Source organism: Staphylococcus sp. FSL W8-1268, from assembly GCF_038003965.1.
Taxonomy (GTDB): Bacteria; Bacillota; Bacilli; order Staphylococcales; family Staphylococcaceae; genus Staphylococcus; species Staphylococcus hominis.
The window spans coordinates 113,783-131,028 of sequence record NZ_JBBOQE010000001.1 but is presented as its reverse complement, the minus strand read 5'-3'; the positions used below and the strand labels follow the sequence as shown (position 1 = coordinate 131,028).

Below are 17,246 nucleotides of genomic sequence, written 5' to 3'. Positions count from 1 at the left end.
TATATCTTCTATTATGACACAGTAACATGATCCACGTAGCCATCCGTAACATGGAATGTAATATGACCTTTACCTACTGTGTAACCGTATAATCCTTCTGTTTTATCTGCTTGTTTTTTAGACAATGGTTGTTGATATTGATAATGATCTCCGTAAACGTCTTTCACTTGTTCTAAGCTTACTTTTTTAGGTGCGACCTTAAAATCAATCATTGCTGCTGTGTTGCCTTTGACTTGATTAAATGTTTGGTCATACTTCGTTGTTGTTGATGTACCGTTTTGATACTGATCATTCACTTTAATTCCGTTAAATGTCACATTTCCAGCTTTTAACGCATTATAGAACGTATGATTTAATACGAATTCGCCACCTGATTTTGTATAACCTTGATAATGATAATGATAACCTTGTGACGTTTGTGTTTGTGCATGTGCTTCATTTGATACACCGTTATGCTCAGTTACATTAAACCCTAATACTGTTCCTAAAGTAATACCACCAACGACCATTGCTTTTGCAAATTTCTTCATTATGGATCACTCCTCTTATAGAATTATAATGAACTTCCACCTTTAATATATAATATTACACTCATACATTCAAAATTTTTATAAATTAAAATATAATTTTATTTAAACATAATTAATTGAAAGACTAATTAATTATATAATACTTATAATATTACTCTGCTTTTTTATTCTTTCATTATTTTTAATTTATATTTAATACATGTTAGCCTTAAATCATACATATTTTAATTGATAAGGAGATTACTAATGAAAACAATACGTTATTTCCTATATTTTTTTATCGTTTATTTTATAATCTTTTACTTAGCACAACGACTATTAAAATTAGATTTAGGTATTGTGCGTTGTTTCATTTCATCCGTCATTTTCGCTATAATGATGAGTTATTTTGCTTACTTTGCGAAGAAACTTAATAGATAATGCCTATGTTTATTTATCATACTTCTGCTTCATTCTATTAACGGTACTTCTTTCTATATCAGTAGTATTCCTATGAAATATTAAAAAGCATCATGACATGGTATCAATTGCTAGAAATGTAAATAATAAAAAATATGTAGCATGGATATATGCAGACTTCTTAGATGTAAAGGAGGTATTGTCTATAATAAAGATCATTGGTGTAGCTATGTATCTTGTTCACTCCACAATACCTTTATCAAAATTAACGATGGACATGTTTTTTTTTTATAAAAACGGGAATACTTTACTATACGCTTTAACTACGTAAAACTTAACAAATGGAGGTCATATTATGGCTGGATATAAATCACCAGGACGTAAAATTTCTGAATATATTGGCATTATTGCTATCGTAGCAGTATTTGCTAGCGTTTTTTATAAAAATTTTAAAAATGAAAACCAAACTGGTAACGGTTCTTTAGGCTAATTTAAATAATTTTTATAGATGATAAATAGAGCCACCCTTCACTCATTAAGTAGTGAGGGGTGGCTTGTTTTTTATTCTGGTCTAGGACTACGTTTCATTTTAATATATTGAGAGATACTATAAAGCGCAATACCAATCCAAATAAAGATAAATGTAATGAATTGGTGGATATCGAATTTCTCTTTAAATACGAAGATCCCTAGTAAAAAGATAATCGTTGGACTGACGTATTGAATAAATCCTGTCAGTGATAGTGGAATGCGACGAGCACCCGCTGAGAATAAAATAAGTGGTACAGCTGTCACCGCTCCAGAGAATAAGAGTAAAAATGTACTCATATTCAAACCGACTGATGATTGGTGTGCTTGCCATAAATAAATGATATAAATCAGTCCTGCTGGTGCTGTCACAATACATTCAATCGCAATCCCACTCATCGCTTCAACACGTACCAATTTTTTTAGTAAACCATAAATTCCAAATGAGAATGCCAACATTAAAGAAATAATTGGAAATTCTCCTATCTTCATTGTCATGTAAATGACGCCAATTGCGGCTGATACAATCGCTAACGTTTCAAATGTATTGAAACGCTCTTTTAAGAAAATAAATGCGAGTAAGACACTCACCAATGGATTAATGTAATAACCTAAACTGGTTTGTAGCACATGACCATTAGACACTGCCCAAATGAACGTGCCCCAGTTAATCGTAATCACATAACCTGCAATGATAATCGCAACCAGTTGAATCGGATGTGCTACGAGTTGATTGATATCATGTTTAAGCGCTTGTGATTTTTTTAATACAAAAATCATTAGAATCATAAAAACCATCGCAAGGATAATGCGATACGCTAAAATTTCAAATGCGCTAATACCGTAAATGAATCTCCAATAAATAGGTAGAATTCCCCATAATAAATGCGCCCCTAACGCAAATAAAATTCCTTTTTTAAATTCTGCATGATTATCCATGCTAAACCCTCCTAGCAATATTACCCTGGAAATATGTATAACCCTATCGTATCAGTAGTTAGACGAAATGGGTATATCTAAGGAGTTTTTTCTATTTAAAAAGGTAGCGAGATATAATCGCTACCTTTCTTCATCATCTATCTATTTTCTAGTTAATGATAAATTTTATTGCCGCCTTCTCTAAATTCTTCGGCTTTCTTTTTCATGCCTTCAAGTTGTTCTTTGTAGGAATCGCGAATATCATGTGATAAGCGCATTGAACAGAATTTTGGTCCGCACATACTACAGAAATGTGCAATTTTCGCTGATTCTGCGGGTAACGTTTCATCGTGAAATTCTCTTGCTCGATCAGGATCTAATGCAAGGTTGAATTGATCAATCCAACGAAACTCAAAGCGTGCTTTACTAATTGCATCGTCGCGTTTTGTTGCCCCTGGTAAGCCTTTAGATAAATCTGCTGCATGTGCAGCAATTTTATAAGTGACGACACCTTCACGTACGTCATCTTTATTTGGTAAACCTAAATGTTCTTTAGGTGTCACGTAACATAACATTGCCGTACCATGGCTCGCAATTTGAGCAGCACCAATGGCAGACGTAATATGGTCATATGCTGGTGCGATGTCTGTTACAAGAGGTCCTAATGTATAAAATGGTGCTTCTTTACAATAGAAATCTGCTAAATCTTGGTTTTCTTTAATTTTATGCATTGGAATATGCCCTGGACCTTCAATCATAACTTGCACATTATATTTCCAAGCAATATCCGTTAACTCACCTAAAGTTTTCAACTCCGCAAATTGACTTTCATCGTTAGCGTCATAAATTGAACCAGGACGCAAACCATCTCCTAGAGAAATAGCAACATCATACTTACTTAAAATTTCACAAATCTCATCGAAGTGTGTATATAAAAAGCTTTCTTCGTGATGTGCAAGACACCATTGTGCAATAATTGAGCCACCACGAGAAACAATCCCAGTCAAACGATCAACAGTTAATGGAATATAATGAAGACGTAATCCTGCGTGAATAGTAAAATAATCGACCCCTTGTTCAGCTTGTTCAATTAATGTATCTCTATACGCTTCCCATGTTAAATCTTCTGCCACCCCATTTACTTTTTCTAACGCTTGATAGATTGGCACTGTTCCTACTGGTACAGGTGAGTTACGTAAGAGATACTCACGAGTTGTATGGATATTTTTTCCTGTAGATAAATCCATAATCGTATCTGCACCCCAATGTGTGGCCCAAACTAATTTTTCAATTTCTGCTTCAATAGATGATGAAACAATAGAGTTACCAATGTTTGCGTTGATTTTTACTGAGAAGTTTTTACCAATAATCATTGGTTCAGATTCAGGATGATTGATATTATTAGGGATAATCGCGCGTCCTCTCGCAATTTCTTCCCTTACAAATTCTGGTTCCACTTGTTCCCTAATTGCTACAAATTTCATTTCTTTAGTGATAATCCCTTGTTTAGCGTAGTACATTTGTGTCACAGGTGTCTCTTTACTGCTACGTCTTGGTTGATATTCAAATGGATGAGCTACATAGTTTTTATGGCCTTCTTTTGAAAAACCATTATCAATCGATTGAATACGACGACCTTCATAATGTTCAACGTCTTCACGTGCTTCAATCCATGCATCGCGAACCTTTGGAAGTCCGTGATTGATATCAACCTCATAACTGTCATCATGATAAGGACCTGCTGTATCGTACACTACGACAGGTTCATTTTGAAAACTACGTTGTTCTAATTGGGTATCAGAAAGTTCAATTTCTCGAAATGGCACAAAGATATCACTATCCTTACCCTCGCCTTTTTTAAAAATACGTTTACTTGCTGGAAAAGTTCTTTTAAAATTGATTTTTTCTTGTTTCATTAACAATGCCTCCTAAGTTAGGTTACTAGAAGGGTCTAAATATCACTGATTATATGATTCATAAAAAAAGCATTCAGCTTAATACTGAATGCATAAGAATAAGTGAATATATACGAAAATATATGTAAGTATCATAATGAAGAAAATGATTCATCGTTAAATTGACCTTTTCATCAAATTATGAAAACATCCATATGTCATTGTAAAGTGACTCACTGGCTTCCCTACGCTAGTATTAACTAGATCAGGTTCAAAGGGTTGGAACATGATGTTCCTTTCAGCAATATAAAGCACCCCTAGCAGAGATTATTAAATTATAGGTTACTTAACCTATACTTATACAATGACTTAAAATTCCAAGAATATCAAGTCAATATATTAAATATTTTTTATAACTTTTAGACATCCGAAAGTCTAACTTCACACAACCCGAAGTCTTACTTAAAGATTGAAAAAGCAGCAACCACAAGGGTTACTGCTGTCCTATTTTTTTGACTTATCCTCCAAAGAACAAATCAATAAAGTCTCTACTTCTGTTTCTATCTTGTTTATAAAATTCGGTATATCCACAATTTTTACAAGTTATCGTCTTAAAATTATTATGTTGTACATCTAAAAATTTAGACAATCCTGATCCTGTTGCAGATAACGTTCCTTCTTCTATTTCTGTATGACCACATTTTATACAACCTTGATTTTGATTTTCTGACATAATGAATCACTCCTTCACTTTATTTTTACGTTTTTTAAATGTAGAGATGAAAAACGCAATATTCAATATTAACAATAACGCAATGGCTACGATCAGTGAAACAATAATAGATTGAGATTCTGAGCGACTGTACATTTTAACTACCCATCCAATTATATCTGGCAAACAAACAATAAATATCACTAAAGCGAACAAACGTTGTTTCAAAATAAAACATAAAATCATTACAATTAACAACAGAATCAGTCCTATGATCACACTTTTTGATTCAGTTAGTGTAATGATATAATAAATGGGATAGTGTTTTGTAAGGTACGTACTTAATAGGATGAAACCAAAAATAACTGCTCCCCATATAAAAGCATAAATATATATTCGTCGTTGCTCTCCATACTTTACGAGACCCTTTCTAATTAAGAAAAAAGGTAAAATCGTAGTTATACAAAAGATAAATAAAATATTAATAATAAAACCAATTGTTACATTAAGTTGTTCTGTAAAAAAGTTTGGGATAATAAAAATAGCTAGCATAAATGCTGAAAATAAAGCTAAGTATTTAAATAATCCCCTAGTTAAAATTATATATTCTGAGAACTGATCAGCATAATCTTTTACTGGAGTATTTAGAATATCACTAACATCATCATGATTCTTTTCGGCAAGTTCGAAATGATCTCTTAACTCTTCTATAATATCATTAACCTCATGTTCATCTTTACCTCTAAATAAGAGTTCAGCCTTTAACTTAAATAAGTAGTCTTCTTTTTCTTTACTTATCATCATTATCACTCCTGAATATATGGTTCATACCTTTATTGAGCGCTTGCCACTTTTCTTTAAATTGCTGTAATTCTTTGAGTCCACTTTCTGAAATGGTATAGTACTTACGATTAGGTCCACCATTATCCGATTTACGCATGGTTGTATGTACATAACCTTTTTTATCTAGTCTTAAGAGCACTGGATAAATACTGCCATCACTAATTTCAGGAAATTGATGTTCCTTTAATTTCTCAAGAATTTCATATCCATACGTTTCTCCTTTTGCAATAAGACCTAAAATTGCTCCATCTAAAAGTCCTTTCATTATTTGATTAGATATTGTCATGTGCTCACCTTTTACTAACTATCTTATAATATAAGATAGTATAAAATAATAGCTCCGTCAACTAACTTATAATGTAAGATAGTTGAGTATAAATAAAGCCCCAGAAGTACTTTAGACTCCTGGGGGTCTTCATGATAAAAAGTTATTTATTATCTATAACATCAATAGATATGGATTTTCAATATATTTAGCAAGTACTTTTAAGAAATCAGCTGCGCTTGCGCCATCTAAGATTTGATGATCGAATGTTAAACTTAATGGGATACGAGAGACTTGTTTTACATGATCTCCTTCAAGAACAAGTTCTTTAGCTAGAGCACCGACACCTAAGATACCTGTTTCACCTAAATTTAAAATTGGTGTGAAGTATTCGATACCACTTGCACCCATATTCGTAATTGTAAATGTAGCGCCACTAAGTTGAACGTCACCTTTATTTCCTTCCCGTACTGCTTCAGCTGATGTTTTAATTTCTTTTGCTAAAGTGCCAATACTTTTAGTATCTGCATTGTCAATGACTGGCACCATAAGACCATCTTCAAGTGATGTCGCAATACCTAAATGTACATCATCATATTCTGTTAATTCACCGTTTTCATAACGAGCGTTCATTGCGCCATATTCTTTAAGTGCTAGGACTACTGCTTTAGCTAATAAAGCTGTGACTGTCAATTTTACATCTTGATCTGCATCTTTTAATTCTTCAGATAATCGAGCTTTAAAGTCTAATAAGCGATCTGCATTGACTTTGCGATGTAATGTTAATTGAGCAGTATTATTAAGACTTTGTCGCATATTTTGAGCAATACGTTGACGCATTGGATTCAGACCTTCACCAATGCTAGACACATCGAAGTTTTGTGGCGTTGAAGATGCATTTTCGTTAGACGTATCCGCTTCACCTTCATAATCATAGCCTTCTGAGTCTACACGTTGAATATCTAATTTTGTAATACGATCATTTCCACCTGTACCTTTAATTCTTGTGATATCAAGGTCCTTATCTTTAGCCATATTACGTGCTAATGGAGAGATAAAGATACGTTCTCGTTGTTCAGGCTTCGCTTCTTTTTCTGTATCTTTTTTATCAGATTGTTCTTCATTTGAAGAAGCTTGTTGATTTTCAGAAGTTGTGTCGTTATCTTTATTCTCTTGGTTAGTTTCTCCAGAATCATCGTCATCGCTTCCTAAGTCTTCGCCTTCTTCTCCGATGATACCAAGCACTGCTTTTACTTTTGCATCTTCGCCTGCTTGTACTTTGATTTTTAGTAATGTTCCACTTGTAGGTGCTTCGACATCGTTTGTTAATTTTTCAGAGCTAATTGTGACAATGCTTTCGCCTTCTTCTACTGTATCGCCTTCTGATTTAAACCACTCTTCTACAGTACCTTCTTTCATTGTCATACCAAGCTTTGGCATAATAATATTTTCACTCATTGTGATACACCTCCCTACGCGTTAGCCTTTTTTAAGTCATCAACTAATTCAGATGCTACGTCTAATACTTTATCTGCATTTGGAATATATGCCGCTTCTAAGTTTGATGCAAATGGTACTGGTGTATCTGGTGCTGTTACTTTTTTGATTGGACCGTCTAAATAATCGAATCCAATATCACCGATGACAGAAGCGACGTCGCCAGCAATGTTACATTGTGGACTTGATTCATCAATAACAATTAAGCGACCTGTTTTTTTCACTGATTCTAACACTGTATCTTGATCCCATGGAGACACTGAACGTAAATCAATGACTTCTACTGAAACGTTATCTTCTTCAAGTCGGTCAGCTGTTTCTTCAGCCACTGCAACCATTTTACCAATTGCGACAATAGTTAAATCATCACCTTCTCGTGTAACATTGGCTTTACCAATCTCAATCGTATAAGGTTCTTCAGGGACATTACTTTTTTGACCAAGTAATGTTTTATCTTCTGAAAAGACAACTAAGTTATCGTCTTGAATCGCTGACATTAATAATCCTTTTGCATCATAAGGATTTGATGGTACAACTACTTTAACACCTGGAATTGTTGCGAACATATTATATAGAGATTGAGAGTGTTGTGCTGCCGCACTTGCGCCAGCGCCATGAACGGTACGTACCACTAATGGAATTTTAGCTTTACCACCAAACATATATCTCATTTTTGCACCTTGGTTTAAAATTGGGTCTAAACCAAAGCCAATAAAATCGTTAAACATGAGTTCTGCGATTGGACGTAATCCGGTAGCTGCTGATCCTACAGCTGCACTTAATGTAATATGTTCAGAAATAGGTGTATCAATCACTCGTTTACGACTATATTTTTTAGCCAGTCCTTTTGTAACACCGAATACGCCACCAAATGTATCGTCGTCTTGAATATGTTCTACTTTTGCGCCACCTGAAACGTCTGTACCAATTAAGATGACATTTTCATCTTTCTCCATAGATTGATCAATCGCTTCATTAATCGCGCCCATAAATGTTAGTTTACGTTCTTCACTCATTGTAAAAACCTCCTCGTCTGGTTAGGTTCGTTCTTATCTATTTCTTCGTTTTAGTGCTTTAAAGGTTTGTTATGCAAAAACATCTTTGTATAGTGAATCTTCATCTGGTAATTCACTTTCGTCCGCAAATTTCACAGCATCTTCTACGGCTTGTTCAGCTGTATTTTCAATATCATCTGCTTCTTCTTCAGTTAACCAACCTTCTTCAATCGCTTGTTTTCTGAATTCTACAGTGGCATTTTTATCTGCATTACGATCATCTGGTGATTTAACTTTTTGTTCGTCACCTTCAAAGTGACCATATTTACGATACGTATCACATTCGATTAATGTAGGCCCTTCCCCTTTTTTAGCGCGGTCTACTGCTTCTTGTGTTGCTTTATAAACCTCTAAGACATCCATGCCATCTACACGTACGCCTGGCATATTATAAGCTGCAGCACGTTCAGCAATCGTTTCAGATGCACTTGCATAGTCGTGTGTCGTACCTTCAGCGAATTGGTTATTCTCACAGACAAAGATAACTGGCAAATTTAAAATTGAAGCGAAGTTTAAACCTTCATGGAATGTCCCTTCATTTGCAGCACCATCACCAAAGAAGCATACGGCGACATTGTCTTTACCTTGGTTAATAATTGAAATACTTGCACCAATCGCAAGACCAAAACCGCCACCTACGATACCATTGGCACCGAGCATCCCTTTGTCAATTTCGGCAACATGCATTGAGCCACCTTTACCATGACCTAAACCATCACGTTTACCCATGATTTCTGCCATCATACCGTTTAAATCACACCCTTTTGCGATAGCATGTCCATGACCACGGTGTGTACTTGTAATATAATCATCGTCAGTCAGTTGTGACATGACACCTGTGGCAACGGCTTCTTCACCGACATATAAATGTACAAATCCTGGGATTTGACCATCACTAAAAATTTTGTGTACCTTCTCTTCAAAAAATCGAATTTCATTCATCGTTTTATAAATCCAACGTGCTTGTTCTTTTTCCATTTTCATTGTCAATTCCTCCTATCTTTCATAGGGCATAAGTGTAATAACTACATGTGAATTGCAGAACCAAAGTATGCATCCGCACCTTCGCCAATCGCTTCTAATAATGCTGGATGTGGTTGAATTATTTCGGATAATTCATAGATGGTACCTTCTGACGCTTTTACTCCTAGGATTTCGCCAATTAAGTCTGTCACATGAGGACCTACCATAAAGGCGCCGAGTATTTCCCCATATGTTTGATCAATAACTAATTTTATAAATCCTTCGTCTTCCCCTTTAATGAGCGCCTTCGCATTACCTTGAAACGCTGATTGTGTGACTTTCACATCATATCCAGCTTCTTTTGCTTGCTCTTCTGATAAGCCAATGGATGCCGCTTCAAGTCGTGTATAAATACAACGTGTAATGTTTTCTTGACGAACAAGTGGTGGGTGTTCTCCAGCAAGTGTTTCAGCTACATGAATACCATGTGCACTTGCAGCATGTGCAAGTTGATAACCTTTGACTAAATCACCAATCGCATAGACATGTTTTTGACTTGTTTGATAATGGTCATCCACTTTAAAGAATTTGCCATCCATCTCTAAATTTAAATCTTTAGCCACTTGTGTATTCGGTTGTCTACCTGTCGCGACAAGTAACGTGTCAAAGCTGACGTCATCTTGACCATCGAGTACAATTTTAGTTTTATCTACTGTTTTAATTTTCGCCTTTGTAATAATGTTAATACCTTGATTTTCTAAATGAGCTTTTAATAACTCACGTGTATCATCAATTTCAGTAAGTAAAATATCATCTGCCACTTCAACAATGGTTACTTTCACGCCAAGATCAGCCATTGATGAAGCGAGTTCTGTTGCGATGACACCACCGCCAATCACTGCTAATTGTTTAGGTAGTTGTTTTAAATCGAAAAATGTATCTGTTGTTTCATAATCGACGTTATCTATTCCATCAATAGGTGGTACAAATGGTTTACTACCTGTCGCTAAAATAATATCTTTACCTTGATACGTTTCATTATTTACTTTTACGTTTAAGTCTTTTGAAATGCTTGCTTCTCCCTCAATATAAGCTACTTTATTTTTCTTTAGTAACTGTTTAACGCCACCCGTAAGTGTTTGTACCACTTTCTTTTTACGTTGTACAAATTTAGGAAAATCGATATTTAATTCTTTCGTCGTCATTCCCCAGTCATTAGCAACTTGAATGCTATGTGCTTTTTCCCCGTGTTCTAATAATGTTTTAGATGGAATGCAACCCACATTTAAACAAGTGCCTCCAGCATTGAATTTTTCGATGACTGCCACCTTTTTACCCAATTGTGCGGCACGAATGGCTGATACATACCCTCCAGGTCCTGCACCAATCACAATCAAATCATATGATTCACTCATGAATGAACGCCTCCTTCCGTAAGAGAACTTTTATCATTTTTAATACAAAGAGATATTTGTAAGCGCTTTCTTATCTCTTTATATTTATTTTACATCTTATATTTTAAATTTTCAAATTATTTAGTATTTATTGTTTTTTATTTTTTCCATGCAAGTAGACATTAAAAATTTGGTGAAAATTTTAAAATAAAATCTATATAATTCTTATTTGAAATACGTTATACTTAATTCAATATCACTTTTAAAAGGACAGTTAAACTATGATTCAAACTATCATTACTGCTGCGATATTGTATATCGCAACTGCAGTCGACTTACTTGTTATTTTGCTTATTTTTTTCGCGCGAGCACAGACAAAAAAAGAATATAGAAATATTTATATTGGTCAATATGTAGGATCTGTGACATTGATTGTCGTAAGTTTATTCTTTGCCTTTGTCTTAAATTATGTGCCTGAAAAATGGATTTTAGGATTACTTGGTCTTATTCCTATCTATTTAGGATTAAAAGTAGCTATTTTTGATGATTGTGAAGGAGAAAAAAGAGCGAAACAAGAACTAGACAAACACGGATTGACTAAATTAATTGGTACGGTTGCGTTAGTGACGATCGCGAGTTGCGGAGCAGATAACATCGGATTATTTGTCCCTTACTTTGTCACATTAAGCGTCTCTGAACTCATTGTGACATTAATCGTCTTTTTAGTTTTAATCTATGTCTTAGTGTTTACTGCACAGAAGCTTGCATCTATTCCTGAAATCGGAGAAACAGTAGAGAAGTTCAGCCGTTGGATTATGGCGGTGGTCTATATTGGACTTGGTTTATTTATTATTATCGAAAACCACACCTTGCAGACGATTTGGGGAATGTTATTTTAAATGAAAATTATTAAAGGACTCTAACCTAAGCTAGAGTCCTTTTATTTAGGGTTGTAATTTCATTATCGCACCAAATTGTTGTTGTGCATTTGTAAATGTAATGAATGTAATAAGTTCGATAATTTCTTTATCTGATAAATGAGACTTTAAGATCTCTGTGTACGTTGTAGGTATTTGATCTCCCAGTTTGATATAGACTTCTGTAAATCCTATACATATTGCTAATTTTTCATCTGTTAGACTCCCGGTAGGCTTGCCTTTTGCTTTACAATATTGGCAACCATTTTTCTGAGCTAGCATACGGCGTATCTCTTCTTTAAGTTCTGCGTTTAACGCGCTAGTATTTTCTAGTGTGTCACTCAATGCTGACCACGTCTTCATAATGTCTTCGTGATGACCTAATAATCGTTGAAATGGTGTATGACCTATGTGTGAGGGTTCAATAATAGCCATGATATGTCCCTCCTATTTAAACTAAAACCGCTTTTATTTTCTGTAGTCCCTTTTTCATCACTTCTCTAGGAACTGCAATATTAATTCTAATATGACCCTCTGCGTTATGAACAAATTGCTCTGCGCCTTCAATGATAACACCAGCGTTTTTAATAAAGAATTTCGCCATTGATTCATCAATATCTTTTTCTTTAATATAATAGCTTAAATCTACCCAAGCTAAATACGTTGCCTCTGGAATTTTAAACTCTGCATGTGGTAGTTCTTTTTCTAGGAAATCTGCTAAATAGTTAAAGTTATCATCTAAATAATGATTCATTGCTTGTAACCAACCTTCGCCTTTTTCATAAGCAGCTTGAGTGGCAACCACACTTAAAGGATTTTCCGTACCAAAGTGATGTGTGTTCCAAGTTTTTAGAAGTGATTCATTTTGAATAATGATATTTGAAAACATTAAACCTGCAATGTTGAAGGCTTTACTTTGAGACATAGTTGTAATGATTTTGTCGTAATCCGGGACAGCTTTGGCAAATGGGATATGTGATTGACCTGAACGTTTGATATCACAATGGATTTCATCTGAAATGAGCCATACATCATTCTCTTTCATAATTTGACCTAATGTGGCTAACTCTTCTTCTGACCAGACACGTCCCGTTGGATTATGTGGATTCGCAAAAATGCATAATTTAATATTTTCTGTTTCTACTTTTTTACGTACATCATCAAAATCAATCTCATAATATCCATGATGATTGATTAGTGGAGAATATACTGTTGAAATATGATTTTTATCACATGCCATTTTAAATGGTCCATAACTCGGCGTAACAATTAATGCTTTATCATCCTTATCACAAATATAACCTACAAGTTCAATTAATCCAGCTACAATACCGTGAGAGAATACGAGGTGCTCTTGAGGGAAAGTGAAACCATAACGTTTCTTTGTCCAAGATACAAAAGCTTCATAATATTCAGAACCGAAGACGTTTGTGTAACCTAAAATTTTCTTATTTAAACGTTCACGAATCGCATTTAATACGACTTCTGGTGTACCAAAGTCCATATCTGCTACCCACATACGAATCAGTTCATCATTATCTTTTAAATCTGACGTATCTGCATCACTAAAAAGATAGCCTTTATAGCCTTCCACATTCATTGCATTTGTATAACGACGATCAATGATTTCATCAAAATTGTAATTCACAAGATTTCCTCCTAAACATGTTCATGTGTTTTATCAATTATCATTTTAATACTTACGCTATATTCTGTATATTAACTTTACTTTTCATTCAACGCAGTAGACACGCTTTTTAAGCGAAAAACTCCTCACTAATACAGTAGTGAAGAGTTTAAAATTTAATATGTTTGAATACGTATATTATGCTAGACCATCAATGACGTATGTCACACCTAGGACTGCGAATGTAAATGCGATTAAGGTTGAAACAAAAATCATACCCATCATTGGATTAAATAATAAGATAATCCCTAAAATAATCCCTAGGATATTTACGATAATTGATAAACCACGTAATTGATGTTGTTGTGATAGTGTAAACAGACCGATAACCGAACTGAAAATAAACCAAAACGCAAACATAAATACAAAGAATACTGAACTTGCTCCAACATTAAATACAACTAGAATGCCAAAGATTAAATCGATAATACCATTAATTAAAATTAATTTTGTATTTACACCTACGAGTTTTTTTGCCGTACGACGGAATAAAAGTTGAATGACACCGCCTATCATAATGAGTAAGCCAATCAGCCAAGTAAGTGTATAGAAGTTTTGAACTGGATTACTAAATATAACCACGGCAATAATCAGTAATAGCGTACCAATGATTAAACTTGACCAATTTAATTTTCCACTATCTTGGGCCATTATTATCTCTCCTTTTTATACTTAAAATTATATTTAAAGATCACTACAAGTATAATTTATCTATCATTAGAACACAAAAAACCTCACTAATCTATTGACTAGTGAGGATACTTTTACGAATTCATAGAATTGGTAAATTGTATATTAGTATGTACCACCATTAAGATTTTTCAAACAACTTTTGCAAAATTATTTTCAATCACATTAATTTATAATTTTAATATAAAAAATATACCTAGTATGTGTTATTCTTCCTTAAAAATGGGTAAGTATGAATTACGTAAACAATTTAGGAGGTATACAATGAGTAAAGCATTAGTTGTAGTTACAAGTATTTCAAAATATCCTGATATGAATCGTCCAACTGGATTATGGTTGGGTGAAGTCGTTCACTTTGCAGATGTATTATACAAAAATGGTTATGATATCGACTATATTAGTCCAGAAGGTGGCTATACAGCTATCGATCCTGTAAGTCTACAAGAAGATATGATGTCTGAATTAGATTGGAAATATTATCAAGATAAAGACTTCATGACACGTCTTGGTAGTACACTTACACCAGATGCCGTACGTGCTGAAGATTATGATATTATCTATTACGCAGGTGGTCACGGAACAATTTGGGACTTCAAAGATAATAAAGATTTACAAGAATTAACACGTAAAATTTATGAAAATAATGGTGCAGTTTCTTCAGTATGTCATGGTGCTATCGGCCTATTAAATGTTACAGATAGTGAAGGTAATTCTATTATTAACGGTAAAACTGTAACTGGTTTCTCTAATACTGAAGAAGAAGCAGTTGGCTTAGCAGATAAAGTTCCTTACTTAACAGAAGATGAACTTAAAAATCGTGGTGCACATTACGAAAAAGGTGACAACTGGAGTCAATTCGCTGTTATTGACGGTCATGTGATTACAGGTCAAAACCCACAATCTGGTAAAGCTGTAGCTGAAAAATTCTTTGAATTAAAAAACAATAAATAAGACACCCCGCAGTGTTAATAAAAAAGTTGGACCTTTCAATCTTTAGAAAGATCCAGCTTTTTTACATACGCTACTTCATAATCATTTCAATGACAGCTCTAATATTTTTATCAATATATTTATCAACATGTTGAGCAAGGTAATAGTGACGTTTCACATTTAAAGTTGTTATCATTAATTTTTCATAATCCTCGGGATGAATTGCTGATTTTGAAATAATCGCAAACCCATTTCCAGCCTCTACCATTTGTTTGATAATCTTAATATTATTAATTTCTATCAAATATGGATTTAATTTTAACTCAGAAAGACCTACTTCCTGATAAAACCTTGTTCCAGACCCTTTTTCTCTAACGAAACATATATCCATTCTAGGTTGAACCGATTTTTTGTAAATATACACCATTTCGTCTTCCATTATTTTCTTACATTCTATTGCATTATCTTGAATTTCCTTTTCTACAATACCTATATCTACTCTGTTGTGTTTAATATCATTTATAACAGAATCTGAATTATTAACACGTAAATGAATATGTAACTTAGGGTATTGTTGCATAAGACTGGTAAGCTGTTTTGATAATAAATATTCACCATATGTATAACTGCTTCCAATTGTTAAAGTGCCTGAGATGATCTCAGATTCCGATGTTAAGTTTTGCCATAATTCTTGTTCAATACTTTCCCGCTGCAATGCATATTGTAATAGCTTTTCGCCATCTCTAGTTAGTTTTAAATATGGAGATTTAAATTCAAATATTTTAATATTATATTTTAATTCTAAACGTTTAATATCACGACTCACAGAAGGCTGCGAAGTATATAAATTTTCTGCTGCTCTAGTAAAACTTTCTGTTTTCATTACTTCAATTAATACCTTGTACGGATCCATACATCATTCTCCTTTAAGTCTAATATAACATTTTTGATATATATACTATACTTATTATTTATTTAACGTTATAACAATAACGTGCTAAGATTTCATATCGAGGTGAAAGTACTATGAAATCAATCACGCAGCCTTCATTTATGAAAGGTATTATGTTTACATTTATGATCGCAATGATCAGTTATATATTAGCTGAATTTCCTATTTTACATACGATTGGGGCATTAGCTATTGCTATTATTTTTGCGATGCTATATCGCCAAGTGATGGGATATCCAGAACACATTCGTCCAGGTATTACGTTCGCATCGAAACGTTTATTAAAATTTGCGATTATCTTATATGGGTTAAAATTAAATATGGGAGATATTCTAGGTAAAGGCTGGAAATTACTACTTATTGATATTATCGTAATTATCTTTTCAATAAGTTTAACTTTAATTTTGAATCAAATTATTAAAGGAAATCAAGATATCTCTATACTACTTGGTATTGGTACAGGAGTATGTGGAGCTGCAGCTATTGCAGCTACAGCACCAATCTTAAAATCTAAAGAAAAAGACACTGCAATAAGTGTAGGTATTATTGCACTAGTTGGAACTATATTTGCACTTATTTATACAGCTATCGAGGCTATTTTTAACATACCTACTATAACTTATGGCGCTTGGACAGGTATCAGTCTACATGAAATCGCTCATGTCGTCTTAGCAGCAGATATTGGCGGGCCAGAGGCAATGACATTTGCTTTACTTGGAAAATTAGGCCGTGTGTTTTTACTTATTCCATTAAGCATTGTCTTAATTTTGTATATGCGTTATAAGTCACACTCAAGTCAAGTACAAAAAAAAATCGATATTCCTTACTTTCTCATTGGATTTATCATAATGGCTTGTATCAATACATTTGTTCCTATTCCTTCATTACTTATGAATATTATAAATGTTATTACAACGGTATGTATGTTAATGGCGATGGTTGCTCTAGGATTGAATATCGTTTTAAAAAAAGTTATTTCAAAGGCACTTAAACCTTTCATAGTGATATGTATAACTTCAATTTGTCTGTCTGGAATAACTCTCTTAGTTACTTCTATAATGTTTAAATAAG

Annotated in this window: 17 protein-coding genes, 2 pseudogenes and 1 riboswitch; of the genes and pseudogenes, 4 read left to right on the top strand and 15 right to left on the bottom strand. The window is 33.7% G+C overall.

Features of this window, described 5'->3' with window-relative positions; translation table 11 throughout:
- Nucleotides 1-11 precede the first annotated feature (11 nt).
- Complete coding sequence (gene isaB, locus NST64_RS00655) at nucleotides 12-530, bottom strand: immunodominant staphylococcal antigen IsaB family protein (protein WP_002454653.1); 519 nt, start codon at nucleotides 528-530, stop codon at nucleotides 12-14.
- A gap of 754 nt (nucleotides 531-1,284) precedes the next feature.
- Here isaB and NST64_RS00650 point away from each other — a divergent pair.
- Nucleotides 1,285-1,419 carry a hypothetical protein gene (locus NST64_RS00650; RefSeq protein WP_260677455.1) on the top strand — a complete coding sequence of 45 codons (135 nt, stop codon included), beginning with the start codon at nucleotides 1,285-1,287 and terminating at the stop codon, nucleotides 1,417-1,419.
- A gap of 71 nt (nucleotides 1,420-1,490) precedes the next feature.
- Here the strand turns inward: NST64_RS00650 and rarD are convergent, their stop codons facing one another.
- From rarD to lpdA, 10 genes and pseudogenes are all read right to left on the bottom strand, one after another.
- Nucleotides 1,491-2,396, bottom strand: a complete 906-nt coding sequence (gene rarD, locus NST64_RS00645; protein ID WP_002454651.1) for an EamA family transporter RarD — start codon at nucleotides 2,394-2,396, stop codon at nucleotides 1,491-1,493.
- 152 nt (nucleotides 2,397-2,548) lie between these two features.
- Entirely contained in the window at nucleotides 2,549-4,291 is a 1,743-nt protein-coding gene (gene thiC / locus NST64_RS00640; RefSeq protein WP_107632456.1) for a phosphomethylpyrimidine synthase ThiC, read from the bottom strand.
- 204 nt (nucleotides 4,292-4,495) lie between these two features.
- Nucleotides 4,496-4,599: riboswitch (TPP riboswitch) on the bottom strand.
- A gap of 188 nt (nucleotides 4,600-4,787) precedes the next feature.
- On the bottom strand, nucleotides 4,788-5,003 hold the full coding sequence (locus NST64_RS00635) for a zinc ribbon domain-containing protein (RefSeq protein WP_002449335.1): 216 nt from the start codon (nucleotides 5,001-5,003) through the stop codon (nucleotides 4,788-4,790).
- Between the two features lie 6 nt (nucleotides 5,004-5,009).
- Nucleotides 5,010-5,783, bottom strand: coding sequence for a hypothetical protein (locus NST64_RS00630; protein WP_107632455.1), 774 nt, complete (start codon nucleotides 5,781-5,783; stop codon nucleotides 5,010-5,012).
- The gene (locus NST64_RS00625; RefSeq protein ID WP_002449459.1) at nucleotides 5,773-6,111 is read right to left on the bottom strand and encodes a PadR family transcriptional regulator; all 339 of its coding nucleotides are present in this window, start codon (nucleotides 6,109-6,111) and stop codon (nucleotides 5,773-5,775) included. Before NST64_RS00625 ends, NST64_RS00630 begins: the two co-directional genes overlap by 11 nt.
- A 153-nt stretch (nucleotides 6,112-6,264) precedes the next feature.
- Nucleotides 6,265-7,206: pseudogene (locus NST64_RS00620) on the bottom strand (dihydrolipoamide acetyltransferase family protein); the annotation flags it as partial.
- A gap of 177 nt (nucleotides 7,207-7,383) precedes the next feature.
- Nucleotides 7,384-7,509: pseudogene (locus NST64_RS11600) on the bottom strand (biotin/lipoyl-containing protein); the annotation flags it as partial.
- 53 nt (nucleotides 7,510-7,562) lie between these two features.
- Entirely contained in the window at nucleotides 7,563-8,603 is a 1,041-nt protein-coding gene (locus NST64_RS00615; RefSeq protein WP_002454647.1) for an alpha-ketoacid dehydrogenase subunit beta, read from the bottom strand.
- A 69-nt stretch (nucleotides 8,604-8,672) separates the two neighbouring features.
- A complete protein-coding gene (locus NST64_RS00610; RefSeq protein ID WP_002449327.1) occupies nucleotides 8,673-9,626 on the bottom strand; it encodes a thiamine pyrophosphate-dependent dehydrogenase E1 component subunit alpha in 954 nt (317 codons plus the stop codon).
- A 41-nt stretch (nucleotides 9,627-9,667) separates the two neighbouring features.
- Nucleotides 9,668-11,020, bottom strand: coding sequence for a dihydrolipoyl dehydrogenase (gene lpdA / locus NST64_RS00605; RefSeq protein ID WP_107632453.1), 1,353 nt, complete (start codon nucleotides 11,018-11,020; stop codon nucleotides 9,668-9,670).
- A 260-nt stretch (nucleotides 11,021-11,280) separates the two neighbouring features.
- Here lpdA and NST64_RS00600 point away from each other — a divergent pair, with 260 nt between their 5' ends.
- Nucleotides 11,281-11,898 carry a CadD family cadmium resistance transporter gene (locus NST64_RS00600; protein ID WP_002454644.1) on the top strand — a complete coding sequence of 206 codons (618 nt, stop codon included), beginning with the start codon at nucleotides 11,281-11,283 and terminating at the stop codon, nucleotides 11,896-11,898.
- A gap of 45 nt (nucleotides 11,899-11,943) precedes the next feature.
- Here the strand turns inward: NST64_RS00600 and NST64_RS00595 are convergent, their stop codons facing one another.
- The 3 genes from NST64_RS00595 to NST64_RS00585 all read right to left on the bottom strand — a co-directional run bounded on the left by NST64_RS00595 (nucleotide 11,944) and on the right by NST64_RS00585 (nucleotide 14,254).
- Nucleotides 11,944-12,351 (bottom strand): carboxymuconolactone decarboxylase family protein, encoded by a 408-nt coding sequence (locus NST64_RS00595; protein WP_107632433.1) that lies wholly within the window; start codon nucleotides 12,349-12,351, stop codon nucleotides 11,944-11,946.
- Between the two features lie 16 nt (nucleotides 12,352-12,367).
- Entirely contained in the window at nucleotides 12,368-13,564 is a 1,197-nt protein-coding gene (locus tag NST64_RS00590) for a 3M3SH-releasing C-S lyase (RefSeq protein WP_107632434.1), read from the bottom strand.
- 177 nt (nucleotides 13,565-13,741) lie between these two features.
- Nucleotides 13,742-14,254, bottom strand: a complete 513-nt coding sequence (locus NST64_RS00585; protein ID WP_002449269.1) for a DUF308 domain-containing protein — start codon at nucleotides 14,252-14,254, stop codon at nucleotides 13,742-13,744.
- Nucleotides 14,255-14,557: 303 nt separating this feature from the next.
- On the opposite strand from NST64_RS00585, the gene NST64_RS00580 reads away from it, so the two are divergent.
- Nucleotides 14,558-15,244: a type 1 glutamine amidotransferase domain-containing protein gene (locus NST64_RS00580; protein WP_049417476.1), complete on the top strand. Its 687-nt coding sequence runs from the start codon at nucleotides 14,558-14,560 to the stop codon at nucleotides 15,242-15,244.
- 70 nt (nucleotides 15,245-15,314) lie between these two features.
- Here NST64_RS00580 and NST64_RS00575 read toward each other — a convergent pair whose 3' ends face one another.
- Nucleotides 15,315-16,136, bottom strand: coding sequence for a LysR family transcriptional regulator (locus NST64_RS00575; protein ID WP_107622491.1), 822 nt, complete (start codon nucleotides 16,134-16,136; stop codon nucleotides 15,315-15,317).
- 113 nt (nucleotides 16,137-16,249) lie between these two features.
- Between NST64_RS00575 and NST64_RS00570 the strand changes: the two genes are divergently transcribed.
- Nucleotides 16,250-17,245, top strand: coding sequence for a YeiH family protein (locus NST64_RS00570; protein ID WP_340731011.1), 996 nt, complete (start codon nucleotides 16,250-16,252; stop codon nucleotides 17,243-17,245).
- Nucleotide 17,246: the final 1 nt, after the last annotated feature.

Bases quoted from the DNA above. Each gene is read 5' to 3' on its own strand.
- NST64_RS00650 (WP_260677455.1), top strand. From the start codon at position 1,285: ATGGCTGGATATAAATCACCAGGACGTAAAATTTCTGAATATATTGGC.
- lpdA (WP_107632453.1), bottom strand. From the start codon at position 11,020: ATGAGTGAATCATATGATTTGATTGTGATTGGTGCAGGACCTGGAGGG.
- NST64_RS00630 (WP_107632455.1), bottom strand. From the start codon at position 5,783: ATGATAAGTAAAGAAAAAGAAGACTACTTATTTAAGTTAAAGGCTGAA.
- NST64_RS00615 (WP_002454647.1), bottom strand. From the start codon at position 8,603: ATGAGTGAAGAACGTAAACTAACATTTATGGGCGCGATTAATGAAGCG.
- NST64_RS00595 (WP_107632433.1), bottom strand. From the start codon at position 12,351: ATGGCTATTATTGAACCCTCACACATAGGTCATACACCATTTCAACGA.
- NST64_RS00585 (WP_002449269.1), bottom strand. From the start codon at position 14,254: ATGGCCCAAGATAGTGGAAAATTAAATTGGTCAAGTTTAATCATTGGT.
- NST64_RS00625 (WP_002449459.1), bottom strand. From the start codon at position 6,111: ATGACAATATCTAATCAAATAATGAAAGGACTTTTAGATGGAGCAATT.
- NST64_RS00580 (WP_049417476.1), top strand. From the start codon at position 14,558: ATGAGTAAAGCATTAGTTGTAGTTACAAGTATTTCAAAATATCCTGAT.
- NST64_RS00570 (WP_340731011.1), top strand. From the start codon at position 16,250: ATGAAATCAATCACGCAGCCTTCATTTATGAAAGGTATTATGTTTACA.
- rarD (WP_002454651.1), bottom strand. From the start codon at position 2,396: ATGGATAATCATGCAGAATTTAAAAAAGGAATTTTATTTGCGTTAGGG.
- NST64_RS00600 (WP_002454644.1), top strand. From the start codon at position 11,281: ATGATTCAAACTATCATTACTGCTGCGATATTGTATATCGCAACTGCA.
- isaB (WP_002454653.1), bottom strand. From the start codon at position 530: ATGAAGAAATTTGCAAAAGCAATGGTCGTTGGTGGTATTACTTTAGGA.
- NST64_RS00575 (WP_107622491.1), bottom strand. From the start codon at position 16,136: ATGGATCCGTACAAGGTATTAATTGAAGTAATGAAAACAGAAAGTTTT.
- NST64_RS00610 (WP_002449327.1), bottom strand. From the start codon at position 9,626: ATGAAAATGGAAAAAGAACAAGCACGTTGGATTTATAAAACGATGAAT.
- NST64_RS00635 (WP_002449335.1), bottom strand. From the start codon at position 5,003: ATGTCAGAAAATCAAAATCAAGGTTGTATAAAATGTGGTCATACAGAA.
- thiC (WP_107632456.1), bottom strand. From the start codon at position 4,291: ATGAAACAAGAAAAAATCAATTTTAAAAGAACTTTTCCAGCAAGTAAA.